Here is a 24,410-nt window from a genome sequence, read left to right as displayed (position 1 = left end):
ACGTAATTTTATCTCGCTATGCCGGTGGTGAGTGATCCGGGCGGGTCGGTAGGCCTGGGGCGGCCTTCCGCAGCGGCGGGCCTTCATGGGGGCCGATGCGGCCGGTGAAGCGAAGACTGCCGCTGTGGCCGAGCTGGGGACCGGGCGTTCCCGGACGGATCCAGGATCTGGTGCGCCATGTCGGTCCGGTGTGCCCGGCTCGGCGAGGCGAGTTCCGATCCGTGCACCTGGCCTCTCCGTGCCGGTGTCGCCGCGAGCGATATCGCGAGATGTCACGCACCCGCCAACATGAGAAGGACAGTATGAGTACGTATCTGGCAGACAAGGCCGAGGACCTCACCGTCGAAGGCCCCTCCGCGCGTTTCACCTACCGGCGGCTGGGTCCGCAGGGCGGCGTCCCGCTGGTCCTGCTGAACCGGTTCCGCGGGACGATCGACTGGTGGGACCCGGAGTTCCTGGACTACCTGGCCGCCGACCACGACGTGATCCTGTTCGACAACGTCGGCGTCGGCTATACCGACGGCGAACCGCGTGACTCCCTCGAAGGGTTCGCCGAGGGGGCCGTCGAGTTCATCGAGGCGCTCGGCCTTACGCACGTGGACCTGCTCGGCTGGTCCCTGGGCGGCATCGTGGCCCAGCGTGTGGCCCTGCGGCGCCCCGAGTTGGTGCGCAAGCTCATCGTGGCCGGCAGTGGCCCGGCCGGCTGGGTCCCGGGCGCGCCGGACTTCAGTGAGAAGGTCCTGGGCATCATGGCCAAGCCCGACGCCGACCTGGAGGACATGCTGTTCCTCTTCTATCCCGAGACGGAAGCGGCCCGCGCCTCGGGGCTGCAGCACTTCGACCACGTCTCGACCCGGCTCGCCGTCGGCGGCCCTCCGGCCTCCGAGGCGGCGGCGCAGGGCATGCTCGCCGCGGCGGGAGCTCTTCTGTCTGCGCCCTTCGAGCAGGTCAAAGCGGAACTGGAGGCCATCAAGCACCCCGTCCTCTATGCCAACGGCCTGGAGGACGTCATGATCCCCGCCCACAACTCCTATGTCGCCGTCCAGCACCTCGACAACGCGACTCTCGTCCTCTACAGCGGCGCCGGTCACGCCTTCCTCTTCCAGTACGCCAGGGTCTTCACCAGGCAGGTGGCCGACTTCCTCGCTGCCTGACCCGCGCCGCTCCGACGCCTGCCGCGAACGATGCGGGGTGGTGGTCGGCTGCCTCTGCCGGTGCCGTCTCACAGTGACGTGAGGCGGCACCACTTTGTCTGCCCGTACGACCCCACTGGGCGACCTGGTCGGGAGCCGATACGTCGCCGGTGGCGCCCTCCCGTCGAGACGGCCTACGCGCGGACTGTTGCCCTGCTGGATACGCGTACGCCTTGCAGCCTCATGAAATTACGGTCATAATCCAATGGTCGACGTGATCCAGAGGGCGTGACCACTCGGAGTTCCTGCTCCCGTGGTCCTCGACGCCCCGCGTGATCGTCGACCCCCGCAGGCTGCAGCCGCAGCCGGGAGACGCAGGTGACCGCTCCGCGTCCCCTCCTTCTGGAGGAGTGGGCGCTCGCTCGCGGAAACCCCGCAATGAAGGGCATGACCATGAGCGATTCGCAAGAAGTCAGAGCTGGCGTGGTGACGTCGTACAAGGACGCTCCGAACCGCACTGTCGCCGCCGGAGGGGTGACCTTCGCCTACCGCGACCTCGGTCCGCGGTCCGGCGTTCCGGTGATCTTTTTCAACCACCTCGCCGGGGTGCTCGACAACTGGGATCCCCGGGTCGTCGACGGGTTCGCCGCCAGGCATCGGGTCATCACGTTCGACAACAGGGGCGTCGGCGCCTCCACCGGTTCCACGCCGCGCACCATCCAGGAGATGGCGAAGGATGCCGTCACCTTCATCCGCGCGCTCGGTTTCGACCGCGTCGACATCCACGGCTTCTCGATGGGCGGCATGATCGCCCAGGTGGTCGTGGAGAGGGAGCCGCAACTCGTCCGCAAGCTGATCCTCACGGGTACCGGTCCCGCGGGCGGTGAGGGCATCAAGAACGTGACCAGGCTGTCCAATCTGGATACCGTCCGGGCGCTGTTCACCCTTCAGGACCCGAAGCAGTTCCTGTTCTTCACACGCACCGCCAACGGACGCCGCGCCGGAAAGGAGTTCCTGGCCCGGCTGAAGGAGCGCACCCGCGACCGGGACAAGGCGATCCGGCTCGGGGCGTACCGTGCCCAGCTCAAGGCCATTCGCCGCTGGGGAGTGCAGCGGCCCCACGACCTCTCCGGCATCAGCCAGCCGGTGCTCGTCGCCAACGGTGAGGCCGACCGGATGGTCCCGACGCAGAACTCGGTCGACCTGGCCCGGCGGGTGCAGAACGGCGAGCTGGTGCTCTACCCCGACGCCGGCCACGGCGGCATCTTCCAGTTCCACCAGGAGTTCGTGAAGACGGCTCTCGAGTTCCTCGAACGCAAGTAGTCGCTCGGCGACGGAAGTGGGCGCGCAGTGCAGCCGACGTCGAGCATCCGTCGGTCGACCTGAGTTTACTTTCTGATACTCAGCAAGTAGCGTCCAGAGCAGCACACCGATTCAGCCGCACCCGGCACACAGCACAGCACCTCTCACACCTCTCACAGCACACTGATCAGAGCAGGAGCATCACCATGGCAGTCAGCCCCGAGGCACAGCAGTTCGCACAGTTCCTCGCAAGCGTCAGCGCCAAGTCCGCGACCCCCGGTCTGGACCTGGCGATCATCCGCGACATCGTCGACTCCAACCACAAGGCCGCCACCGAACCCGAGGGCGTCACCTACGCCGAGGTCGACGCCGGCGGCGTCCCAGCCCTGTGGGCCATCCCCGAGAACGCCGACCCCGACAAGGCGCTGCTCCACTTCCACTTCGGAGGCTCCGTCACCGCCTCCATGCACTCCGACCGCAAGGCCGCCGGCCACATCGCCAAGGCCGCAGGCGCCCGCTCCCTCGTCGTCGACTTCCGCCTCGCCCCGGAGCACCCTTACCCCGCCCAGCTCGACGACGCCGAGACCGCCTACCGCTGGCTGCTCTCGCAGGGCTACGAGCCGAGGAACATCGGCAGCACCGGCCACTCCATCGGCGGCACCCTGGCCGTCATGCTCCCCCTGCGCCTCCTCGCCAAGGGCGAAGCCACCCCCGGCGCGATCATCAGCGTCTCGCCCTGGACCGACCTCACCATCTCCAACCCCGCCGTGGACGCCAACGAGCCCACCGACAAGATGCTCAGCAGGGCCACCCTCGAACTCTTCCGGGGAGCCTGGCTCCAGGAGCCCGGCCTCGACTTCGCCGACCCCGCCGTCAGCCTCGTCCACGCCGACCTCACCGGCCTGCCCCCCACCCAGGTCCACTACGGCGAGTACGAGACGCTCGCCGAGGACGGTGCCCAGCTCGCCCAGCGTCTGGCCGACTTCAAGGTCACCACCGAGGTGCACCCCATGCCCGAAGGCCAGCACTCCTTCGTCCTCGGCGCCGGACGCGTCCCCGAGGTCGACCACGCCATCCAGCAGATGGGCAGCTGGCTCCGCACCCACCTCGGCAAGTGAGCCGAGGACGGGCTCACCGCTGTATCGATCGACACGAGAACCACCAAGAGAACCACCAAGAGAACCACCGAGAAGATCACGCAGAAGGCTGACTGACATGAAGGCATTCGTCGTCGAGAAGTACGACAAGGACGGTGTGCGCGCTGCGGAAGTGCCCGAACCCACCGTAGGGGATCGCGACGTTCTGGTAAGAGTGAGCGCCACCAGCATCAATCCGCTGGACAAGATGGTCCGCAACGGGGAGTTCAAGCAACTCCTGAAGTACAAGCGCCCCTTCGTGCTCGGCCACGATGTGGCGGGCGTCGTGACGAGGGTCGGTTCCGGCGTGCGTCACTTCAAGGTCGGCGACGAGGTCTACGCCCGTCCGCGCGACCTGCGGATCGGGGGCTTCGCGGAGTTCGTCGCGATCCACGAGGACGACGTCTCGCCCAAGCCGCAGTCGCTCACCTTCCAGGAGGCCGCCGCGGTCCCGCTGGTGGGGTTGGCCGCCTGGCAGATTCTCGTCGAACGCGCCCGCGTGCAGCCGGGACAGAAGGTGCTTGTCCACGCCGGCTCCGGGGGTCTCGGCTCGACGGTCGTCCAACTCGCCAGGCACCTCGGCGCCACGGTGGCCACGACCACGGGCCCCGGCACCGAGGAACTGGTCAAGAGCCTCGGCGCCGATCTCGTCATCGACTTCACCAAGGAGGACTTCTCGAAGGTGCTGTCCGGCTACGACCTGGTGCTGGACTCCGTGGGCGGGGCGAACCTCAAGAAGTCGCTGACTGTGCTGAAGCCCGGCGGCCTGGCCATCAGTGTCGTCGGCCCGCCGGACGCCGGGTTCGCCAAGCAACTCGGCGCTCCCTCCTTCCTCCGTGTGGTGATGAACGCTCTCAGCCGGAAGATCCGCAAGCAGGCCAGGTCGCTGGGTGTGCGCTACGAGTTCCTCTTCATGCGGGCCAGCGGCTCCCAGCTGCGCGAACTCGCCGGTCTCTACGACAGCGGGCAGCTCCGCCCGGTCATCGACCGGGTCTTCCCGTTTGACCAGACGCTCGACGCGATGGCGCACGTCGAGCAGGGCCGTACCAAGGCCGGCAAGGTCGTCGTCTCGATGGTCCCCGAGAACGACTGAGAACGGGACGACCGCAGGCCGTTCGACCNNGGTCGAACGGCCTGCGGTCGGCGACCCTACGGCGGCCACGGGCTGAGCCCGGTCGTCGGTCTCCGGGCGCCCGTTCGGGGCGCCCGGCGCTTCCACCTGCTTGAGGAGCTGACGGAATGTCGGTCACGGTGGTGCGGCTCGGCAACTGCGGCCGCTTCATGGCGCGTTGTCGCGGCGAGTTCGGAAACGCCCGAGTCGCCGGGCGGCGCTCCTTCCCCGCGCCCGATCGTGATGCCCCCCGTTGCGGAGAGCCCGCCCGGGGACCAGAGCCGGCCGGGCGACGCCCCGCCCGCACCCGGAGATCGTCAGGTCGGCTGGGTGCGGGCGTCGTCCGCTGCGCGTCGCCATGCGGGACTGCGGTCCTTGTCGACCAGGGCCGCGCGGACGCCCTCCAGGAAGTCCGGCGTCCGGATCACCGTGCGCGTGAGGGCGAGTTCGGTGTCCAGGCACTGGCGCAACGTGTGCTGCCTGCCCCGGGCCAGCAGGGCGTGGGTGATCTCCAGGCTCTGCGGCGAGGCGGCCTCCAGGGCGGTCAGCGCGGCCACAGCCCATGGAGTGCCGAGGTGGTGCAGGCGTTTCTCGATCTCGCCGAGCACCGGGGCGCCGAACGCCCAGTCCACTTCGCCGCGTACCTTCGCCAGCCCACTCCCCGCCACGGGGGAACAGCCGGCCAGGCGGTTCAGGACGACGTCCACCGGGTCGCCGGGATTGTCGGCCAGGGCGTCCGCGACCGCGTCGAGGCTGTCCCCGGCGACGAAGTGCGTAGCCAGCCCCGTGTACAGGGCGTCGGCCGCGTCGAGCCGGTGTCCGGTCAGTCCCAGGTACATGCCGATCGCGCCGGGCAGCCTGGGCAGAAAGTAGCTGGCCCCGATGTCCGGAAAGAACCCGATCCCGGTCTCGGGCATCGCGAGTACCGCCTTCTCGGTGACGACGCGGAAGGCACCGTGGACGGACAGGCCGAGGCCGCCACCCATGCACACGCCGTCGATGAGCGACACGATCGGGACGGGGTACGCGGCGATCCGGGCGTTGAGCCGGTATTCGGTGGCGAAGAACCGCTCACTGGCGTCGGCATCGCCGGCGAGGCTGTACTCGCGGATCGTGCGGATGTCCCCACCGGCGCAGAAGGCCTTCGCTCCGGAGCCGGCGAACACCACGGCCGACAGCGGCGTGCCCTCCCACGCGACGAGCGCACGGTCGATGGCGGCGACCATGCCGGTCGTCAGGGCGTTGAGCGCCTTGGGGCGGTTCAGCAGGATCCGGCCGACACCCCGGTGGACGTCGATGACAACGTCGTTCTCTGCGGCGTCAGCCATGGATCGGCACTCCGTACTCCGGGGTCATCACGGCCCGTCCTCGCTGTGTCAGGCGTAGATCTGCGCATACAGATCCTGGATCTCGTCCGCGGTGGGTACGAGCGGGTTGTTGGCGGGAGACCCGGACGCGAGCGCCTGCTCGGCCATGAGCGGCAACAGCCGCAACCACTTGTCCTTGTCGATGCCGTGGGTCTGCGGCGTGGGCACCTCAAGGTCCCTGCACAGGGTACGGAGTGCCGCCACGAACTTCCCGGCGGCCCCGGCGTCGCTGTCGCTGTCGTCGGCGGCTCCGAGCGCGCGGGCGCAGTCGGCGTACCGGCTCTCGGCCGCGTGCACGGAGAACGCCGTCACGGCCGGGAAGAGCATCGCGTTCGACAGGCCGTGGGCGACGTGGAAGTGAGCGCCGATCGGACGGCTCATGCCGTGGACGAGCGCCACGCTGGAGTTGGAGAAGGCGATGCCGGCCTGGGTCGCGGCGAGCATCATCGCCTCGCGGGCCTCGATGTCTTCCCCGTCGGCGTAGGCGCGGCGGAGGTGGCGGCCGATGGTGTGGATCGCGTTCAGGGCAAGGCCGTCCGAGAACGGGTTGGACTTGCGGCTCACATACGCCTCGACTGCGTGTGTCAGCGCGTCGACGCCGGTGTCAGCGGTCAGGCGCGAGGGCATCGACAGGGTCAGCTCGAAGTCGATGACGGCGGCGACCGGCAGGAACGCGGGCCCCGTGCAGAGCATCTTCTCGTCCGTGGCGCTATCGGTGATGACGGTGAACTGAGTGGCCTCGGAGCCGCTGCCGGCGGTCGTCGGGACCGCGATCACCGGAAGTGCCGGGCCGAGGTTGGTGTGCGGGGCCTTGTAGTCCCGCATCCGCCCGCCCTGGACGCCCAGCAGGCCGAGGGCCTTGGCGGTGTCCATCGGGCTGCCGCCGCCGAATCCGATCACCGAGTCCGCCTCGTGCTCACGCAGGACGTCCAGTCCCGCGCCCAGCGAGTCGGTCGTCGGATCCGGGACGGTTTCGGCGAACAGGCGCGGTTGCAGACCGGCTTCCCTCAACGTCGTCATCAGCCGCTCCGCCGCACCGGTTCCGGCGAGGAACGCGTCCGTCACCAGCAGGGGGCGGCGCAGGCCCAGCCCTGTGGCCACATCGCCCAGTTCACCGACGGCGCCACGTCCGACGCGCAGGATCCGGGGCAGGGAAAGGCTGGCAATCATGGGGGCCCTTTCAGCAGGAACGGCGGCGCGTGGCGCGCTCACCCCCTCGACTGTGCGACCGGCCCAATGTGCAATCAACCACCAATAACGCACATCAACTGTGCGAAAACGCAGATATGGAGTTGCTGTGCGCCCACGCTCCACACATGAGTCGGACGAGCAGGACGAGAGCTCGGCCTCGCGGCCGGTCGACTCCCGTCGCTCCGTCGATCCGCGCAAAATCCGTGCGGACGACCTGCGTTACCTGCTCGCGGTAGCCCGTACGGGGCGTCTGGTGGCCGCCGCCGACGCACTGGGAGTGGATCACACCACCGTGTCCCGCCGTATCGCCACGTTGGAGAAGAGCATCGGCCTTCGCCTCGTCGAGCGCGGCACGGAGGGATGGGCCCTGACGGACATCGGAAGGGCCGTTTCGGAGAACGCGCGCGCGATCGAGGAGGCAGTGCACCGCGTCGTCGACACTGTGGCGGGCCAGGATGTGCCGTCCCTGCGCGGCACGGTGCGCGTCAGCGCACCCGACGGCATCGGCACCGTGTTCGTCACGCCCGCCCTGGTGCGGCTGCGCCGTCGGCATCCGCAGCTCCAGGTGGAACTCGTCACCGCGACACGGCAGCTCGCCCTGCGCCCGTCCGGCTTCGATCTCGCTCTCGTCATCGGCGTTCCCTCCAGCGGCCGTCTGGTGACCGAGCACCTCACCGACTACACGCTGGGGCTCTACGCCTCCGACGGCTACCTCGCCCGGAACGGTCGGCCGGAGTCGGTGGCCGAGCTGCGGGAGCACCCGCTCGTCTTCTACATCGAGTCGATGCTGCAGGTCGGCGACCTCGACATGGAACGCCACCTGCCGGGGGTGAGCCCGGCGTTCTCCTCGACGAATGTCTTCGCCCAGCTCGAAGCCACCGAGCAGGGGGCCGGTATCGGGGTCCTGCCGGCCTTTCTCGCTCGGCGGAGCCGGCTTTGCCGACTGCTCGACGACGAGATCGACATTCGGCTTCCCATCACCCTGGCCGTGCGCCGCGAGGCGGTGGCGCACCCCGCCGTACGCGCCCTGTGGAACGCTCTGCGGCACGAGGTCGCCGAACGGGGTGCGGAACTGATCCCGGAACGAACGCCAGGTGGTCCCCGGCTCAGCGCATGAACGCGAGGGCGTTCTCGATGCCCTGCTCAAGGACTTCGTCGGCGAACTTCGGGTCGGAGAGCGCGCGGGACAGCTGCAGCGTTCCCACCATCATGGTGTAGAGCCCGATGGCCTTCCCCCGGGCGGATCGCGGATCACCGGGCGTCAGGCGGGCGGCGATCTCCTCCACGATGGCCCGCGCTCCGTCGGTGTAGGCCTGCTTTGTCTGCTCCCCGCAGCGGCCTATCTCGTCGAGAAGGGCGGCGGAGGGGCAGCCCGCACCGCGGTGGTCGCGGTGTTCGGGCGACAGATACTCGCGCACGAGGTCCTCAAGTCCCTCGCGGCCGGGCCGCAGATCGCCGTAGCGCGAGAGCTGCGTGTGCAGCTGGTCGGTCACGACGTTGGCGACGAGATCGTCTTTCGAGGCGAAGTGGGCGTAGAACGCTCCGTTGGTGAGCCCGGCGTCGGACATCAGCGTGGAGACGCCCGATCCGTCGATTCCGTCCAGCTTGAACCGCTCACCGGCCTTCTCGATGATGCGCTTCCGCGTCTCCTGCTTGTGCTCCTTGGCATAGCGCACCATGGGCGTCCTCCATTCGCTCCCTCAAGGCCGTTGCCCCGTACACAAGCCTAACCGATTGCCTGACGTGCGTAATGTGATAGCGGGCGTCGACAACGGCCGGTCCTTTGACTCACCGCCGAGGTCGAGCGCCGGGCCCCAGTCGGGCGGTCACGTCGCCGGGGTTCAGGGTGGAGTGATCCGCGGAGCACTCGACGACGACGCGGACCGGCGCGTCGCAGTCGGTGTGGCGGATGTCCAGTACGGGGCCCTCGGGGCCGAGGGTGTACGCCTCGCCCCACTGGCTCAGCGCCATCAGGGCTGGCCACAGGTCCCAGCCCTTGCGGGTCAGGCGGTACTCGTTGCGGGAGCGGCTGCCCGGTTCCCGGTAGGGGACGGTGTTCAGGATCCCGGCAGTGACCAGCTTCCTCAAGCGGTCGCTGAGGACCGCCTCCGACAGGCCGATGTGGCGGTGGAAGTCGTCGAACCGGCGGACTCCGTTGACGGCGTCGCGCAGGATCAGCAACGTCCACTTCTCTCCCACCACGTCGAGCGTGCGCTGGACGGGGCAGTTCTCCGTGCTCGCCTCAAGCCACTCCATTGCGCCATCGTACGACCCTGGCTTCGCCGTTGACAGTCAGGTGAGGCGAAGGCTAGCTTCACTGAGAAAAGCCAGACAGGAAGGCGATCGGCCGTGGGGCGCACACGTACGTACCAGTGGGAAGATCCCGCGATCCTGGCGGAGACCGCCGGGCGCATGGCCGGTCTCGACTTCCTGCGCGAACTGCAGGCCGGGCGGCTGCCGGGTCCGCCGATCAACCACACCGTCGACTTCACCCTGGACGAGGTGGAGCCCGGCAGGGCGGTCTTCTCCCTGACGCCGGGGGAGGAGCACTACAACCCGATCGGCAGCGTGCACGGCGGCATCTTCGCCACCTTGCTCGACTCGGCGGCGGGCTGTGCCGTCCAGTCCACTCTCCCGCAGGGCATGGCGTACACCTCGCTCGACCTGACGGTGAAGTTCCTGCGCCGGATCACCGTGGACACGGGCACGGTGCGCGCCATCGGCACGGTGGTCAGCAGGGGGCGCCAGACCGCCCTCGCCCAGGCTCAGCTGGTCGACGCGACGGATCGGCTGCTCGCTCACGCCACCAGCAGCTGCATGCTCTTCCCGGTGCCCGCCTCCCCGGCGTGAGTTCCGGTAGCGACCGGTCGAGCGCCCCTCCCCGAGGTGCGCCGCCCGCTGTGCACATCGGCCCGGCAGCCCGAGCAAGGAACGGGGTGATGCGTACCGGGGTCCGTGCGGAGCACCCGGGGCGGCAACTCCCCGGGTGCGTGGGCCCGTTGTCAGGCCGTGAGGGCGGGGTAGTCGGTGTAGCCGGCCGCGCCACCGCCGTAGAACGTGTTCGGGTCGGGGGTGTTCAGGGACGCCCCGGAGCGTACGCGCGCGACCAGGTCGGGGTTGGCGAGGGCCATGGTGCCGACGGTGACGACGTCGGCCACGCCGTCCTCGACGTCCTTGGCGCGGGTCGCGATGTCGGCGCCTGCCCGGTTGAGGAGCAGCGTGGTGGGCCACAGCTTGCGCAGCGTGTGCAGGAGTTCCTCGTCGCCGCCGTGGCCTATGTGCAGGTAGGCGAGGTTGAGCGGGGCGAGGGCGCGCAGCAGGTGCGGGTAAAGCTCGTGCGGGTCGATCTCCACGAGGTCGTTGAGCTGGAAGGGGTTGCCGGGGGAGATCCGGATGCCGGTACGGCCGGCGCCGATCTCGTCGGCTACGGCCGTGGCGACCTCCACCGCGAAACGGATGCGATTGTCGAGAGAGCCGCCGTACTGGTCGGTGCGCTGGTTGGCGCTGGGGAAGAGGAACTGGTTGACCAGGTAGCCGTTGGCGCCGTGGATCTCGACGCCGTCGGCGCCGGCCGCGACGGCGGCCGCGGCGGCGTGGCGGAAGTCCTCGATCGTCGCGGCGACCTCCTCGGTGGACAGCTCGCGCGGCTCGGGCATCTCCTGCATCCCGGACGGGGTGAAGGTGAGGCCCTGCGGCCTGATCGCGGAGGGGGCCACCGGCTGCCGGTGGTGCGGGGTGCTGTCCGGGTGGGCGATGCGTCCGGCGTGCATCAGCTGGATGACGATCCGCCCGTCGGCCGCGTGCACGGCGTCGGTGACCTTGCGCCAGCCGGCGATGTGTTCCTCGGTGTAGATACCTGGGGTCACCGGGTAGCCCTGGCCGTCGGCGGAGGGCTGGGTGCCCTCGGTGATGATGAGTGCGTGCGAGGCGCGCTGGGCGTAGTACTCGGCGTTCAGCTCGGTCGGCACGCCCTCCGGGGTGGCACGGCTCCGGGTCAGGGGTGCCATGGCCAGGCGGTGCGGCAGGGGGATGTCTCCGACGGTGATCGGGTTCCACAGGGCGTTCAGCATAGGAATTCCTCTTGCAAGGGGTGATGGATCGTCGAGGGGCGCGGGGGAGGCGGTCATCACCCCGGCCGGTCAGCCGAGCGAGTGTCGGCGCGTCGTAGAATTATGAACGTAATACTATGTGGGACGGTGTGCTGTGGCAAGCGGGGATCCCGCGGAACCCGTGCGGACCCTCACGCCGGAGCGGACGGGGCCTCGGTCGAAGGGCTGGCAATCAGCTGCTCGGCCCAGATGACCTTGCCCTCGCGGTTGTGCCGCGTCCCCCAGCGCTCGGTGAGCTGGGCGACCAGGAGCAGGCCGCGGCCGCCCTCGTCGAAGACCCGGGCGCGACGCAGGTGCGGGGCGGTGCTGCTGGCGTCCGAGACCTCGCACGTCAGCGTGGACTGAAGGACCATTCGTAGTTGGATGGGACCCCTGCCGTAGCGGATGGCGTTCGTCACCAGTTCACTGACCACGAGCTCGGTGGTGAAGGCCATGTCCTCCAGACCCCAGGTGGCCAGCTGGGCGGACGCCTGGGCGCGGGCCTTGGAGACGACGGCCGGGTCGCAGGGTAGATCCCAGGTGGCGACGTGACCGGAGTCAAGGGCTCTGGTCTGTGCCACGAGGAGGGCGACATCGTCCGTGGGGCGGTGGGGCAGCAGTGCGGACAGCAGTTCGTCACAGGTCTCGTCGAGCGAGGCTGGCGACCCGGCGAGAACTTCGTGCAGCGACGCGAGCGTGCGGTCCGGGTCACGCGTGCGGCTCTGGACGAGACCGTCGGTGTACAGCACCAGCCGACTGCCGTGCTCCAGTTTGAACTGGGCCGTTTCGAAAGGGAGTCCGCCCAGGCCCAGGGGTGGGCCGACCGGCAGCTCCGGGAAGTCGACCCTGCGTGATGCGGGGGCATCGGCGTCACCGGCGAGGGGAGCCACCACGACCGGAGCCACATGCCCGGCGCTGGCCAGCGAGCAGACGCGGGAGACGGGGTCGTAGACCGCGTACAGGCAGGTGGCGCTGATCTCGTCCGCGCGCTCCTCCTCGCGCTGCGACCGGATGACCACGTCATCAAGATGGGTCAGCAGTTCGTCGGGAGGCAGATCGAGGTCGGCCAGGGTACGGACGGCCGTCCGCAGTCGGCCCATGGTGGCCGCGGCATGGATGCCGCGGCCGATCACGTCGCCCACGACGAGAGCGACGCGGGCTCCGGAGAGCGGTATCACGTCGAACCAGTCGCCCCCCACTCCGGCGCGTGATCCGCTGGGCAGGTAGCGCGACGCCGTCTCGACGGCGGACTCCTCCGGCGTGCGGTGCGGCAGCAGGCTGCGTTGGAGAGTGAGCGCGGTGGACCGCTCCTGCGTGTAGCGACGGGCGTTGTCGATGTTCACCGCCGCTCTCGACGCGATCTCCTGGGCCAGCAGCATCTCGTCGTCGTCGAACGGATCCGCCGTCCGGCGGCGGACGAACTGCGCGAGTCCCAGCGGACTGCCACGGGCCCACAGGGGGACCAGGAGCAGGGAGTGCGGACCCCACGCACGCAGGGCGAGTGCGTGGTCCGCCGATGTCGCCAGCCACGCGGGAACGTCATCCGCTGTGACGTAGAGGCGGAGGGGCTGTCCGTTCGCCAGTACACGGGCTGGCTCCGAGCCTTCCGGGTAGCTGTGCGTCCGCCCTGCGGCGCATGCCAGCTCCGGGCAGCCGGCCGAGGTCGCCTGGGCGATGCGGCGCAGGGTCGCAGGAGCGGGCGCCGGGTAGAGATCCTCCTCCTCGAGGGCGGAGGAGAGCAGGTCGACGGCGGCGAGGTCGGCGAAGTGATCGGTCCCGACGTCCGCCAGCTCCTGGGCGGTGACGGCGATGTCCAGGGTCGTTCCGATCCGGGTCCCGGCCTCGTTGATCACGATCAGGCGCCGCTGCAGGCACCGGTCACGTGCCCGCTGGTAGGCCGCGACAGCCTGGTCCGATGTGCGGTCGACGTACTCGAAGGCCAGCGCGCTCAGTGTGACGGTGGTCTGGCTGAGCAGTTCCTGCGAGTCGGTGACCCGGGCCGCTTCGGCATAGAGCTCGTGCAGCAGACCTGCGTGCACGATCCGGTAGACACGCAGGAGCTCACTGATCGGCACTCCGTGCTCAGCGAGCCGGCAGGCGAACTCGATGGCCGCGGGCGGTGTCCTGACCTCGGTCAGGTCACGGCCGCGGGCGAGGAAGACCAGAGCGGCGACGACGTGTTCGGACAGCCCGGCCGGGGCCACAGCGGCGATGTCCTCGTACTTCCACAGCTCGGGAAACTCGCCGCGCAGGCGCCGCAGCACCACGTCCGCCACGTGATCCGTCCGCGGCATGAGCCCTCGGGCGAGATCACTGAGGAAGAGATGCACATCGGTCCCCATATCCGAAATGTACCCCCGCCCTGGTAGCAGGGCCGTGCCTCGCGAAGTCCGCCGGAGGTCCTCCGCCCACCGGCGGACGGGCCGTGCGTCGTCACTCACGGTGTGTGATCCGGACGGTGGAGAACAGGACGCAGGGTCTCGATGACACCCGGATCGTCCACCGTGGACGGGATGGGCTCGTCGTGGCCGTCGGCGATGCCGCGCATCGTCTTGCGCAGGATCTTTCCCGAGCGGGTCTTGGGCAGGGCGGCCACGACCGCGACGTCCTTGAGGGAGGCGACGGCACCGATGCGTTCGCGTACGAGCCGGACGAGTTCGGCCTCCACCTCGCCCGGTTCGCGGTCGGTGCCGGCCTTCAGCACGACGAAGCCGCGCGGGATCTGTCCCTTCAGGGCGTCGGCGACACCGATGACGGCGCACTCGGCGACGTCGGGGTGGGCGGCCAGGGCCTCCTCCATGCTGCCGGTGGACAGCCGGTGTCCGGCGACGTTGATGACATCGTCGGTACGGCCCATGACGAAGACGTACCCGTCGTCGTCGATGTGGCCGCTGTCGCCTGTGAGGTAGTAGCCGTCGTATGCGGAGAGGTAGGAGGCGACGTAGCGCTCGTCGTCGTTCCAGAGGGTCGGTAGCGCGCCTGGTGGCAGGGGGAGCTTCACGACGATCGCGCCGTCGACGTCTGTGGGTACCGGCTTGCCCGCAGGGTCGAGGACCCGGACGTCCCAGCCCGGCAGCGGGCGCGTCGGAGACCCCGGCTTGAGCGGCGCGGCCTCGATGCCCATGGGGTTGGCGACGATGGGCCAGCCGGTCTCGGTCTGCCACCAGTGGTCGATCACTGGGACGCCCAGCAGAGCGCTCGCCCAGTGATACGTCTCGGGGTCGAGGCGCTCACCGGCGAGGAACAGGTGGCGCAGGGCGGACAGGTCGTAGCCGGCGGTGAGTGTGCCCTTCGGGTCCTCCTTGCGGATGGCCCGGAATGCGGTCGGCGCCGTGAACATCGTCTTGACACCGTACTCGGCGGCGACGCGCCAGAACTGGCCCGCATCCGGGGTGCCGACCGGTTTGCCTTCGTACAGGACCGTCGTGGCGCCGGCCAGCAGGGGGGCGTAGACGATGTACGAGTGCCCGACGACCCAGCCGACGTCGGAGCCGGTGAACATCGTCTCGCCGGGACCCACGTCGTAGACGGCGCCCATGGACCAGTGAAGGGCGACCGCGTAGCCGCCGCAGTCGCGGACGACTCCCTTGGGTTTTCCGGTCGTTCCCGAGGTGTAGAGGATGTAGAGGGGGTCGGTGGCGGAAACGGGAACGCAGTCGGCCGGCTGCGCGGCGGCGGCCAGTTCGCCCCAGTCGAGATCGTCCGGCCCCAACTCGGCCTGCTCTTGCGGGCGTTGCAGGATCACGCGCTTCTCGGGCTTGTGGGTCGCCAGTTCGATCGCCCGGTCGAGCAGCGGCTTGTATGCGATGACGCGTTGGCCCTCGATGCCGCACGAGGCGGAGACGACCACCTTCGGGGCCGCGTCGTCGATACGGAGGGCGAGTTCGCGCGGGGCGAACCCGCCGAAGACGACCGAGTGGACCGCGCCGATCCGCGCGCAGGCCAGCATCGCGACGGCGGCCTCGGGGACCATCGGCATGTAGATCACCACACGGTCGCCCTGCCCCACGCCGAGCTGTGCGAGCGCTCCGGCGAAGGTCGCCACCTCGTCCGTGAGCTCCGCGTAGGTGTACGTGCGCCGCGTGCCGGTCACCGGCGAGTCGTAGACCAGTGCGGGCTCCTCGCCCCGGCCGGCCTCGACATGCCGGTCGAGCGCGTTGAAGCAGACGTTCAGCCGCCCGTCGGGAAACCAGCGGTAGAAGGGCGCGTCCGAGGAATCCAGGGCGCGTCGCGGAGGGGTAACCCAGTCGATGCCTTCCGCCGCCTTCAGCCAGAAGGATTCCGGCTCTTCGATGCTGGCACGGAAGACATCCTCGTACATTCCCATCGCGCACTCCTTTGTGGCTTCGGGGTCGTGCCGCTTCCGGGGCGCGGCGGCGAACAGGGCGGTACGGGACACCCCTATCGCATACCGGCCGGCAGAGACGAGGAGGAGGGCCCGGGGCGAGCCGGTCTTCGGCTCGGTTGCCGAGGTGGTGGCTGAGCCGAGTGCCGATCCGGTTGGAGCCGTCTGTGTCGCGGATGATCGGGGAGGTCAGGGCCGAGGGTTCGCCGCTTTCGCGCCGACGCTCACGACGAACCGCGTGAACTGCTGTACCCGGGCCTAGCCATGGTGAAGCTCCTGCTCGGGTCGGTACCGGGCCCGGCCGCGCCGGACGCTGCCGGGTGGGTGTACTGGTCTGGACGCTACTTCCTGAGTATCTGAAAGTAAACCCAGAGGGGGATGGAATCTTCCCTGGACGCGACGGGGGCTCTTCGTCTTACCGGGGTTGCGGGCGGTCCCGCCGTTGCGGATCGGCGGGCCGGGCCCCGAGTTCCCGGCCGGTCAGGACTCGGTATTGCACATGCTGGAAATCGGGTCCGGAGTCCTCGGCCGAGGTGATGCTACCGAGCCACCCCAAGGCGAACGCCGCAGGAACGGAGACCAGACCCGGGGTCTGGAACGGGTACCAGTCGAAACTCGCCTCCGGCCACAGCGCGAACTCGGTTCCCGAGACGATGGGTGAGAAGACCGTGAGGAGGGCGCAGAGCAGTAGTCCCCCATAGACGGACCACAGAAGTCCTCTGCGGTTGAATCGGTGCCAGAAGAACGAGTAGATCAACGTGGGAAAGACGCAGGAGGCCGCGACACTGATCGCGAAAGCGACCAGGAACTCGTTCGGGTAGCGGTGGATGGCGGCCGCCAGGGACAGGCTCACCGCGCACATGACGATGGCGGCCACCCGAAGTGCCCGCACCTCTTCGGTGTCGGTGCGGCGCCCGCCTCGCGCCAGCACGTCGTGGGCGAGGGAGACGGCCGCGGCGAACGTCACGCCGGTCACGGTGGTGAGCACGGTGAGGAAGATGACGCACGCCATGAGGGTGATCAGCGCGACGCGTTGTGTCGAACCGTCGCGGAGCACGTCAGAGGCCAGCAGGATCGGGGCCGTCTGCCCGCCGGCGTCTACCGTGCCGATGCCGGCGCCACCCACCACGGCCGCGGCGGCGAAGCCGGTGGTGACCAGGAGGGCGACGAAGACGCCGCCCAGCCCTGTGGCGATGCTCATGGACCGGCGTGCCGCCCGCCCGGTCCGCGACGCACCGATCCGCAGGATCATGGGAGGCATCACGGCCGTGCCGAGGATGAAGACGACGTGATTGCCGAACGTGTTGAGTGACCCGAGGCGCGCTGTGTACGGCCAGAGCCCGGGCTTCAGATAGGCATCGGGCGCCACACTGTTCTTCACCGCGGCCGACAGCAGAACCCCGGGATCCCACGCGAACTTGCTCAGGGCGAGCAGGGTCATCACCAAGAGGACCGCCAGGGTGATCGGAACCTTGGCGGCGTGCATGAAACTGTTGCCTCGCAGCCCCGTCACCGCGGCGAAGCAGGCGACGAGGCAGCCCATCAGCACCGTGCATATCACCTGGGTGGCATCGTTGGGCAGGCCGATCAGCAGGGCGACGCTGATCCCGGCGGCACGCAGTTGGATGACGAGGAGAGGGATCGAGATGGCCAGCGTCACCGTGCTCGCGGCGATTCTGGGCCCGGATCCCGATGCGCGCAGGGAGAACAGGCCGCCGAGCGTGTAGTGGCCGCTGTTGCGGATCTTCTGCCCGAGGAGCAGCAGCACACCAAGGGTGATCAGACCGTCGAGGGCGTACGTGAACCCGTCGTAACCGAACAGGGCGATTCCGCCGGAGACCGTCAACAGGGTGACGACCGAGATCTGCTCGCCGGCCATGGCCCATCCGTTGAAGGCGGGGGAGAGGGAACGGTCGGCGACGTAGAGCTTCTCGGGATCGACCTCGTCCGCGGTGGCGAGGGTGAAGACCCAGAGCAGGGACACGCCGATGAAGACCAGGAAGGCGATGATCACGGGGCGTCTTGCGTCCGGACCGATGGGGTCGAGTACACCCGAGCTCAGGATGTCCGTGGTCACCGCTTCACCACCGGGTCCTGTGGGCGGCGGCGGCCCCCGATGCGTCCGTGTGGGGCGCGTCCGACTCCAGGGACAGCTCGACGGGATCCGACGACCGCGTACTTCGCATTTCGTAGAGCCAGGCACTGGCGACGAAGAGCGCGCACTGCAGGATGCCCCACACCATGCCGAGCGTGAGGTTCCCCGACACCGTCGCCGCCGGAACGTCGGTGAAACAGGACAGCGCGATGCCGACGGAGAACGGCACCGCGTTCACGACGAGGAAGGTGCGCTGTGCACTGTGTGCGGTCTCGCGGAGGCGATCCATGCCGGGCAGCTCTGCGGCGTGACGCGGTGCCGGCGGGTGACCTGGGGGAGCCGGGGGGACGGGCGGGTGCACGGAACCTCCAAGCGGTGGGGTGGACGACCGCGCGGCACGCGGCCTTCCGGGATCGAGATGGTGGGGGAGTGCCGGGCAGTCGCATGGCGGCGGCGAGAAGAGGCAAGGCGGGCGTCCCGGCCGAAGTGCGGCGCGCGGTACAGGGCGCGGCGCTCGCGTCCGTCGCCGTTCGGCGCACAGGGTGCTGTGCCGGGCGGTCGGCGAAGGAGCGGAAGAACCAGAGGTCGGGATGGCGGAGTCCCGACAGGACCTCGCGAAAGCAGGTGCGCACTCACCGGCCTCTTGTGCCGTGATGCGCCCTGCTGAGATCAGGAGGATCACGGAACTTGTGACGAGCTGTCAACAGCCTGTGAGACGTGTGGGATACGTCACTGTTGTGGCGGGGTGCCGACGTGCGAGGCCGGTCTGGTGCCGACGTGCGGCAGTGGATGGATGGACCCGCTTCTAAGTATCGAAAAGTAAACTCAGATCGCGTTAGAATCATGCCCATGACTGCGTGGACCGAACTTGCCAAGGACACCGGCGCGGACCTCCGCCTCGACCGGGACACGTCGAACTGCTCGATCGCCCGGACCCTTGAGATCGTGGGCGAGAAGTGGACGATCCTGATCCTGCGTGAGGTCTGGTACGGCTCGTCCCGCTTCGGTGACTTCGAACGCGTCCTGGGCTGCCCCCGCAACCTTCTCGCGGCGCGGCTCCGGATGCTCGTGGCCGAGGGGATCCTCGCCACCGAGAGCTACCAGGAGCCCGGTTCCCGCAGTCGCCCGAAATACGTGATCACCCCCAAGGGCATGGATCTGGTGCCGGCGGTGATGGGGCTTCTGCAGTGGGGGGATCGGCACGCTGCCGACCCCGAGGGGCCGGCCGTACTGGCGCGGCATCGCGAGTGCGGCGCACCCGTCGGCGTCCAGATCCGCTGCGGAGAAGGTCATGCCGTACAGGCCGAAGACGTCGAGAGCGTTCCCGGCCCCGCGTTCCGCCTGAAGCTCGTGGGGTGAACGGCGGGAAGTGACCGCACCGGTGGCGCGTTCAGTTTTCCGGTGCGCACCCGTTCCGTGCGTCCGAGCGGGGTCCTGCGCCCCGTGCTCTGGCCTGGTGGAGGCGGACCTTGGTGCGGTTGCCGCAGCGGGACATGGAGCACCAGCGGCGATTGCGGGCGGGCGAACGGTCCACGAAGCGCAGGGCACAGCGCTCCGCGCCGCAGATGCGTACCCGCCGGATCTCGGCGGACAGCACAAGATCGACGGCATCCTGGGCGATCAGCGCCAGTGAGGCTGTGGGGTCGCAGGCCCGGTTCACGGTACCGGCAGGCTCCAGGCGCCCGTCCCTTACGGCCAGCTGCAGGGCGGGCCGAGGGGCCGCCGCCGCAGAGCGGTTCAGCAGCGTGACGTCGCCCGGAGCCGGCAGTAGGCCGTCGGCTACCGCCAGTACGGCTCGGTCGAGTGCTTCGCGCAGGCGTAGGCCCGACGCCAGAACGGCCGTAGCGGCGGGATCCATGGCGGTGACACCCGACGTGAGCAGGCCTGCCTCCTGAAGCCAGCGTGACAGGTCGCCCGGATTCCGGAGCGTCTCCTCCGGCGTGGTGCGCCACCGGAAGCGCAGCGTGTTGACGAAGTCCAGGCAGATCCGCCCGCCGTCCCAGACCCACAAGTCGTCCGTTGCCACGCCTCCATTCTGCACGTTAGCTTAACCATCTAAGACGGTTAGCTGGTCGATGCCGAGGAGGAGTGTTCATGGGACAGCCGACGGTGACGACCGGGGTGACGCAGGTCGACGGGGTCCGCCTGCACTACGTCCGGGCGGGATCCGGCCCACTGGTCGTCCTGCTCCACGGCTGGCCGCAGACCTCTCTGTGCTGGCGGGAGGTGCTGCCGGAGCTCGCCGCCGGCCACACCGTGGTCGCGCCCGACCTCCGCGGGTACGGCCGGAGCGACAAGCCCACGACCGGGTACGACAAGCGGCGGATGGCCGCCGACATGGCCGGCCTGGTCGAAGCGCTGGGCTTCGAGAAGGCCATGGTCGTGGGTCACGATCGCGGTGCCCGTGTGGGGCACCGCTGGGCACTGGACCGTCCGGGCCAGGTGGAGCGGCTGGCCGTGCTCGACATCGTGCCCACTCGGGAGATGTTCCGCCGCCTGGACACCTCGCTCGCCTCCGGGTACTGGCACTGGCTGTTCCAGATGCAGCCCGATCTGCCCGAGCGGCTCGTGGGCCACGACATCCGCGGGTACCTGGAGTACTTCTTCGAGCGGTGGACCTACAACCGGCATGGACTGACACCCGACACGGTCGACGCCTATGTCCGTGCGTTCTCCCGTCCCGGTGCCATGCGGGCGAGCTTCGACGACTACCGGGCCATGGAGCAGGACATCGAACTCGACGACGTCGACGCGGCCGAGGGCCGCCGCCTCACCATGCCGGTGCTGGCGCTGTGGGGTTCCGTGGGACTGCCGTCTCGCCTGCCCGCGCTGGAGATCTGGCGTGCGTACGCGGACGACGTCACGGGTGCCGAGATCCCGGAGTGCGGTCACTTCATCCCCGAGGAGCAGCCGGAGGCCCTGCTGGCGCATCTGCGGGCTTTCCTGGCGTCGGGCGAGGATCAGTGACGCTCCCGTGGGGCAATTGAGCCGGGGGCAGGACACGCCGAAGGGCGGCTCCAGTCGCAATCGGCCGGGCCACCCGTCGGTCTGTCTGCCTCAGGCCGCGACCGGCGCGTCCTCAGTGGCGAGTCCGGCAGCCGGGCCGTGGGCCTCGTGTCGCCGGGGCATCAGGAACGCCAGGGCCGCCGCGACGGCGACCGCACCCGCCCCGACCCACAGCGCCGGGACCAGCCCGTCCACGAACAGCGAGGCGGAGCCGTAGCCGCCCTGGGCGGAGAAGACCGCTGCCAGCGACGCGACGCCGATGGCGCCGCCGACCTCGCGGATCGCGTTGTTCGCGCCGGAGGCGATGCCCTGCTCCTCCGGGCGGACCGTGCTCATGACGAGGTTCGCACTGGGCGCGAAGAACATGCCCATGCCGATACCGCAGACGATCAGCGCGGGCAGCAGGTGGGTGTAGGTCACCTGCGGTTCGACGGCCAGCGCCCACAGCCCGAGGCCCACGGCGTTCAGAGCCATGCCCACTGCGACGACCGGACCGCCGCCGATGCGGTCGGAGAGCACCCCGGCCAGCGGCCCGGCGATCATGGGCATGGCAGTCCAGGGCAGCATCCGTACGCCGGCCTGCATCGGCGAGTAGCCGCCGACGGTCTGCAGGTACTGGCTGAGTAGGAAGATCGCCCCGAACATCCCCAGGAACATCAGCAGGCTGGCGACGTTGATTGTGCTGAACGAACGGTGTCGGAAGAGACGCATCGGCAGCATCGGGTGCTCGGCGCGCAGCTCGTACAGGACGAAGCCGATGAGCAGGGCTGTACCCGCGAAGAAGCCGCCCAGAACCGGGGTGCTGGTCCAGCCGTCGGCGTTGCCGCGCACCAGGGCGTAGACGATGCCGAACAGGCCGCCGCTGACCAGGACCGTGCCCACCAGGTCCAGGCTTGGGTGCGGGCCGTGGCTCTCGTCCAGCCGGAGCAGGGCGAGCGGGATCAGCGCCAGGCCGATCGGGACGTTCACCCAGAAGATCCACTGCCAGGAAAGGTGCTGGGTGAGCATGCCGCCGATGAGCGGTCCGGTGGCGACGGCTATGCCGCTGGCCGCGCCCCAGATACCGAAGGCCGCGCCGCGCCGCTCGGCCGGGACGGCGGCCGACAGCAGGGTGAGCGTAAGCGGCGTCACGATCGCGGCCCCGACACCCTGCGCCGCACGGGCGGTGATCAGCTCGCTCATCCCGGGGGCGAGGGCGGCGGCGGCCGAGGCGCCGGTGAAGATCGCGAGTCCGATGGCGAACAGCCTGCGGCGGCCGAAGCGGTCGCCCAGGGAGGCGCCGAACATGAGCAGGACCGCGAAGGTGAGGGTGTAGGCGCTCACCGTCCATTCGAGGTCTTCGAGGCCGCCGCCGAGGTCCTTGCGGATGGAGGGCAGGGCGGTGGTGACGATCAGGTTGTCGAGTGCGGTGATGAATCCGGCGATGCTGGTGATGACGATGGCCCAGACGGCGCTGCCGGACCGACTCGGTTGTCTACGGTGCTCTGTCATGACGTTCCCTTGCTGGACGTACTGTGCGGTGGGCCCGTGGGTGGGGGTATCTGAGCGGCCTGCTCTCAAGGGAGCTGGGGGTAGAGCACCGAGAGGTCGCCGGACAGTGCGGCCTTCGCCTGGCGGGCCGCGTTGTCCGCGAGGATCTCGTAGGCGCCGTCGGCGATGCCGTCGACGGCGATCCGGGCGATGTCGGCCGGGTCGGACTTGGCCGCGTCGATGTCCCGGACCATGTCGGTGTCCATGTAGCCGACGTGCAGTCCGGCCACCCGGATGCCCCGGTCGGCGAGCTGCACGCGCAGGGCGTTGGTGAGCGACCACTCGGCGGACTTGGCGGCGCAGTAGGCGCCGATTTCCGGGAAGCTGACCCACGACAGACCGGACAGGACATTCAGGATCACCCCGCCGCCGCATTCGGCGATCTGGGGCGCGAAGCCCCGGACCACCGAGAGGGTCCCGAAGTAGTGGGTGTCCATCTCCCGGCGGATGTCGGCCGGGTCGGCCGCGAGCAGGTCGGCGCCGGTGTTCGATCCCGCGTTGTTGATCAGGACGGTCACATCGCCGGTGGCCGCGGCGGCGGCCGCGACGGAGGCGGGGTCCGTGATGTCGAGAGCGATCGGCTTGGCTCCGGGCAGATCGACCTGGTCCGGATTGCGGGCGCCGGCGTAGACGGTGGCGCCGCGGGCGAGCAGTTCGGCGGCGAGCGCCCGGCCGAAGCCCCGGTTGGCGCCGGTGACGAGGGCGGTGCTGGTGGAGAGGTCCATGGGAGTTCCTGGGGGAGTGGGGAGGCTATTGAATTACGATCATAATGTTAAGAGGATTGGGCGAGTGATCGCAAGCGGGCTGCGCTTACGACGACGGCGGAATCGCCCCGAGCCCTTTCTCGGCCCCGGGGCTCCCGAGCCCTGTGGATGAGGGGCCCGCCGTGCGTGCGGCGGGCCCCTCGGGTTTCGGGCGTGCGGAGCGCGCTCAGAGCTTGACGATCATCTTTCCGACGTTCTCGCCCCGCATCATCGACAGGAAGGCGTCCAGGGTGTTGTCGAGGCCCTCCCGAATCGTCTCGGTGTAGCGGAGCTTGCCCTCGGTGAGCCAGCCGCCGACCTCCTGGACGAACTTGGGCTGGAGGTCCAGCTCCTCGCTGAACATGAAGGCCAGGATGTCCGACCGGGTCACGGACAGGTTCCACAGGTTGCGCGGTCCCACGACCTTCTCGTCGTTGTACTGCGAGACCATCCCGGACAGCACGATCCGCGCGTGCAGCCTGAGCGCGCCGATCGCCGCCTCCAGGTGCTCGCCGCCGACGTTGTCGAAGAAGACGTCGATGCCGTCGGGTGCCGCCTTGGCCAACTGCTCGGCCACCGGGCCGTTCTTGTAGTTGAACGCCGCGTCGTAGCCGTACTCGTCGACCAGCAGCTTGACCTTCTCGTCCGAGCCTGCGCTGCCGATCACCCGGCCGGCACCCTTCAGCTTGGCGATCTGTCCGACCTGGCTGCCGACCGCGCCGGCCGCGCCGGAGACGAAGACCGTGTCACCCTCCTTGATCTTCGCGAACCGCTCAAGGCCGATGTACGCGGTGAGGCCGGTGACGCCAAGTACGCCCAGGTAGGCGGCGAGCGGGGCCAGGTTCGGGTCCACCTTCTGGGCGCCCGCGGCGTCGAGGACGGCATGGTCGCGCCAGCCGAGGACGTGGACCACGTAGTCGCCGGGTGCGAAACCCTCCGCGTTGGAGACGAGGACGCGGCCGATCGCGGGGCCGTCCATCGGCGCGTCCACGCCGTAGGGCTCGGTGTAGGACTTCTTGTCGCTCATCCGGCCGCGCATGTACGGGTCGACCGACAGGTACTCGTTGGCGACGAGGAGCTGTCCCGGGCCGGGCGTGGGGAGTTCGGTCTCGCGCAGCGAGAAGTTGGCCGCGGTGGGTCGGCCTTCCGGGCGGGAGTCCAGGAACCAGGCGTGCGCGGTGGTGGGGAGGGTCTGCTCGGACATGTGGATCGAATCCTTTGTGGTGTGGTGGTGTTCTGGAGGAGATGAAGACAGAAAGGTCTGTCTGTTAGACAGAAAGGTCTGTCTAGTTAGTCTGCGAGCGGACGACCGACTGACTGACTGAACTGGAGTCGGTGGACGGAGGAAGTCGGGTGCCGCCGG

General features: G+C 69.2%; 21 protein-coding genes. 8 read left to right on the top strand and 13 right to left on the bottom strand.

Annotated elements, in window-relative coordinates; all coding sequences use genetic code 11:
- Positions 1-302 precede the first annotated feature (302 nt).
- The 4 genes from BEK98_RS03945 (at position 303) to BEK98_RS03930 (ending at position 4,664) form a co-directional block, all read left to right on the top strand.
- A complete protein-coding gene (locus BEK98_RS03945; RefSeq protein ID WP_094214944.1) occupies positions 303-1,154 on the top strand; it encodes an alpha/beta fold hydrolase in 852 nt (283 codons plus the stop codon).
- 432 nt (positions 1,155-1,586) lie between these two features.
- Positions 1,587-2,456 carry an alpha/beta fold hydrolase gene (locus BEK98_RS03940; protein WP_094215058.1) on the top strand — a complete coding sequence of 290 codons (870 nt, stop codon included), beginning with the start codon at positions 1,587-1,589 and terminating at the stop codon, positions 2,454-2,456.
- A 185-nt stretch (positions 2,457-2,641) separates the two neighbouring features.
- A complete protein-coding gene (locus tag BEK98_RS03935; RefSeq protein ID WP_094214943.1) occupies positions 2,642-3,553 on the top strand; it encodes an alpha/beta hydrolase in 912 nt (303 codons plus the stop codon).
- A gap of 97 nt (positions 3,554-3,650) precedes the next feature.
- Positions 3,651-4,664 (top strand): NADP-dependent oxidoreductase, encoded by a 1,014-nt coding sequence (locus BEK98_RS03930; protein ID WP_094214942.1) that lies wholly within the window; start codon positions 3,651-3,653, stop codon positions 4,662-4,664.
- Positions 4,665-4,999: 335 nt separating this feature from the next.
- Here the strand turns inward: BEK98_RS03930 and BEK98_RS03925 are convergent, their stop codons facing one another.
- Both BEK98_RS03925 and BEK98_RS03920 read right to left on the bottom strand, forming a co-directional pair.
- Positions 5,000-6,010: an enoyl-CoA hydratase/isomerase family protein gene (locus BEK98_RS03925; protein ID WP_094214941.1), complete on the bottom strand. Its 1,011-nt coding sequence runs from the start codon at positions 6,008-6,010 to the stop codon at positions 5,000-5,002.
- Positions 6,011-6,058: 48 nt separating this feature from the next.
- On the bottom strand, positions 6,059-7,219 hold the full coding sequence (locus BEK98_RS03920) for an iron-containing alcohol dehydrogenase (protein ID WP_094214940.1): 1,161 nt from the start codon (positions 7,217-7,219) through the stop codon (positions 6,059-6,061).
- 127 nt (positions 7,220-7,346) lie between these two features.
- Here BEK98_RS03920 and BEK98_RS03915 point away from each other — a divergent pair, with 127 nt between their 5' ends.
- Entirely contained in the window at positions 7,347-8,357 is a 1,011-nt protein-coding gene (locus tag BEK98_RS03915) for a LysR family transcriptional regulator (protein ID WP_094214939.1), read from the top strand.
- On the opposite strand, the gene BEK98_RS03910 is transcribed toward BEK98_RS03915, so the two are convergent.
- The gene (locus BEK98_RS03910) at positions 8,347-8,919 is read right to left on the bottom strand and encodes a TetR/AcrR family transcriptional regulator (protein WP_094214938.1); all 573 of its coding nucleotides are present in this window, start codon (positions 8,917-8,919) and stop codon (positions 8,347-8,349) included. The genes BEK98_RS03915 and BEK98_RS03910 overlap by 11 nt on opposite strands.
- Before the next feature lie 109 nt (positions 8,920-9,028).
- Complete coding sequence (locus BEK98_RS03905) at positions 9,029-9,496, bottom strand: winged helix-turn-helix transcriptional regulator (RefSeq protein ID WP_094214937.1); 468 nt, start codon at positions 9,494-9,496, stop codon at positions 9,029-9,031.
- A gap of 93 nt (positions 9,497-9,589) precedes the next feature.
- On the opposite strand from BEK98_RS03905, the gene BEK98_RS03900 reads away from it, so the two are divergent.
- Positions 9,590-10,090, top strand: coding sequence for a PaaI family thioesterase (locus tag BEK98_RS03900; RefSeq protein ID WP_094214936.1), 501 nt, complete (start codon positions 9,590-9,592; stop codon positions 10,088-10,090).
- 152 nt (positions 10,091-10,242) lie between these two features.
- Here BEK98_RS03900 and BEK98_RS03895 read toward each other — a convergent pair whose 3' ends face one another.
- The 5 genes from BEK98_RS03895 to BEK98_RS03875 all read right to left on the bottom strand — a co-directional run bounded on the left by BEK98_RS03895 (position 10,243) and on the right by BEK98_RS03875 (position 18,057).
- Entirely contained in the window at positions 10,243-11,310 is a 1,068-nt protein-coding gene (locus BEK98_RS03895; protein WP_094214935.1) for an alkene reductase, read from the bottom strand.
- Positions 11,311-11,480: 170 nt separating this feature from the next.
- On the bottom strand, positions 11,481-13,670 hold the full coding sequence (locus BEK98_RS03890; protein ID WP_094214934.1) for an ATP-binding SpoIIE family protein phosphatase: 2,190 nt from the start codon (positions 13,668-13,670) through the stop codon (positions 11,481-11,483).
- Positions 13,671-13,765: 95 nt separating this feature from the next.
- The gene (locus BEK98_RS03885) at positions 13,766-15,655 is read right to left on the bottom strand and encodes a propionyl-CoA synthetase (protein WP_094214933.1); all 1,890 of its coding nucleotides are present in this window, start codon (positions 15,653-15,655) and stop codon (positions 13,766-13,768) included.
- A gap of 433 nt (positions 15,656-16,088) precedes the next feature.
- Positions 16,089-17,750: a sodium:solute symporter family transporter gene (locus BEK98_RS03880; protein ID WP_094214932.1), complete on the bottom strand. Its 1,662-nt coding sequence runs from the start codon at positions 17,748-17,750 to the stop codon at positions 16,089-16,091.
- 4 nt (positions 17,751-17,754) lie between these two features.
- On the bottom strand, positions 17,755-18,057 hold the full coding sequence (locus tag BEK98_RS03875) for a DUF485 domain-containing protein (RefSeq protein WP_094214931.1): 303 nt from the start codon (positions 18,055-18,057) through the stop codon (positions 17,755-17,757).
- A 560-nt stretch (positions 18,058-18,617) separates the two neighbouring features.
- On the opposite strand from BEK98_RS03875, the gene BEK98_RS03870 reads away from it, so the two are divergent.
- Positions 18,618-19,127 (top strand): winged helix-turn-helix transcriptional regulator, encoded by a 510-nt coding sequence (locus tag BEK98_RS03870; RefSeq protein ID WP_094214930.1) that lies wholly within the window; start codon positions 18,618-18,620, stop codon positions 19,125-19,127.
- Between the two features lie 31 nt (positions 19,128-19,158).
- Here BEK98_RS03870 and BEK98_RS03865 read toward each other — a convergent pair whose 3' ends face one another.
- Positions 19,159-19,794: a CGNR zinc finger domain-containing protein gene (locus BEK98_RS03865; protein ID WP_244201733.1), complete on the bottom strand. Its 636-nt coding sequence runs from the start codon at positions 19,792-19,794 to the stop codon at positions 19,159-19,161.
- A 68-nt stretch (positions 19,795-19,862) separates the two neighbouring features.
- Between BEK98_RS03865 and BEK98_RS03860 the strand changes: the two genes are divergently transcribed.
- On the top strand, positions 19,863-20,735 hold the full coding sequence (locus BEK98_RS03860; RefSeq protein ID WP_094214929.1) for an alpha/beta fold hydrolase: 873 nt from the start codon (positions 19,863-19,865) through the stop codon (positions 20,733-20,735).
- A gap of 90 nt (positions 20,736-20,825) precedes the next feature.
- Here BEK98_RS03860 and BEK98_RS03855 read toward each other — a convergent pair whose 3' ends face one another.
- From BEK98_RS03855 to BEK98_RS03845, 3 genes are all read right to left on the bottom strand, one after another.
- Positions 20,826-22,265: a DHA2 family efflux MFS transporter permease subunit gene (locus tag BEK98_RS03855; RefSeq protein WP_094214928.1), complete on the bottom strand. Its 1,440-nt coding sequence runs from the start codon at positions 22,263-22,265 to the stop codon at positions 20,826-20,828.
- Between the two features lie 65 nt (positions 22,266-22,330).
- Positions 22,331-23,029: an SDR family oxidoreductase gene (locus tag BEK98_RS03850; RefSeq protein WP_094214927.1), complete on the bottom strand. Its 699-nt coding sequence runs from the start codon at positions 23,027-23,029 to the stop codon at positions 22,331-22,333.
- Between the two features lie 205 nt (positions 23,030-23,234).
- On the bottom strand, positions 23,235-24,251 hold the full coding sequence (locus BEK98_RS03845; protein WP_094214926.1) for an NADP-dependent oxidoreductase: 1,017 nt from the start codon (positions 24,249-24,251) through the stop codon (positions 23,235-23,237).
- Positions 24,252-24,410 lie beyond the last annotated feature (159 nt).

The organism is Streptomyces diastatochromogenes (assembly GCF_002242805.1).
Taxonomy (GTDB): domain Bacteria; phylum Actinomycetota; class Actinomycetes; order Streptomycetales; family Streptomycetaceae; genus Streptomyces; species Streptomyces diastatochromogenes.
Note: the sequence above shows the minus strand (reverse complement) of the source record. Positions and strands in the feature narration are given on the sequence as shown.

Coding starts and splice junctions, on each gene's coding strand:
- BEK98_RS03870 (WP_094214930.1), top strand. CDS start 18,618: ATGACTGCGTGGACCGAACTTGCCAAGGACACCGGCGCGGACCTCCGC.
- BEK98_RS03850 (WP_094214927.1), bottom strand. CDS start 23,029: ATGGACCTCTCCACCAGCACCGCCCTCGTCACCGGCGCCAACCGGGGC.
- BEK98_RS03930 (WP_094214942.1), top strand. CDS start 3,651: ATGAAGGCATTCGTCGTCGAGAAGTACGACAAGGACGGTGTGCGCGCT.
- BEK98_RS03845 (WP_094214926.1), bottom strand. CDS start 24,251: ATGTCCGAGCAGACCCTCCCCACCACCGCGCACGCCTGGTTCCTGGAC.
- BEK98_RS03895 (WP_094214935.1), bottom strand. CDS start 11,310: ATGCTGAACGCCCTGTGGAACCCGATCACCGTCGGAGACATCCCCCTG.
- BEK98_RS03855 (WP_094214928.1), bottom strand. CDS start 22,265: ATGACAGAGCACCGTAGACAACCGAGTCGGTCCGGCAGCGCCGTCTGG.
- BEK98_RS03940 (WP_094215058.1), top strand. CDS start 1,587: ATGAGCGATTCGCAAGAAGTCAGAGCTGGCGTGGTGACGTCGTACAAG.
- BEK98_RS03885 (WP_094214933.1), bottom strand. CDS start 15,655: ATGGGAATGTACGAGGATGTCTTCCGTGCCAGCATCGAAGAGCCGGAA.
- BEK98_RS03925 (WP_094214941.1), bottom strand. CDS start 6,010: ATGGCTGACGCCGCAGAGAACGACGTTGTCATCGACGTCCACCGGGGT.
- BEK98_RS03920 (WP_094214940.1), bottom strand. CDS start 7,219: ATGATTGCCAGCCTTTCCCTGCCCCGGATCCTGCGCGTCGGACGTGGC.
- BEK98_RS03875 (WP_094214931.1), bottom strand. CDS start 18,057: ATGGATCGCCTCCGCGAGACCGCACACAGTGCACAGCGCACCTTCCTC.
- BEK98_RS03910 (WP_094214938.1), bottom strand. CDS start 8,919: ATGGTGCGCTATGCCAAGGAGCACAAGCAGGAGACGCGGAAGCGCATC.
- BEK98_RS03860 (WP_094214929.1), top strand. CDS start 19,863: ATGGGACAGCCGACGGTGACGACCGGGGTGACGCAGGTCGACGGGGTC.
- BEK98_RS03905 (WP_094214937.1), bottom strand. CDS start 9,496: ATGGAGTGGCTTGAGGCGAGCACGGAGAACTGCCCCGTCCAGCGCACG.
- BEK98_RS03935 (WP_094214943.1), top strand. CDS start 2,642: ATGGCAGTCAGCCCCGAGGCACAGCAGTTCGCACAGTTCCTCGCAAGC.
- BEK98_RS03890 (WP_094214934.1), bottom strand. CDS start 13,670: ATGGGGACCGATGTGCATCTCTTCCTCAGTGATCTCGCCCGAGGGCTC.
- BEK98_RS03945 (WP_094214944.1), top strand. CDS start 303: ATGAGTACGTATCTGGCAGACAAGGCCGAGGACCTCACCGTCGAAGGC.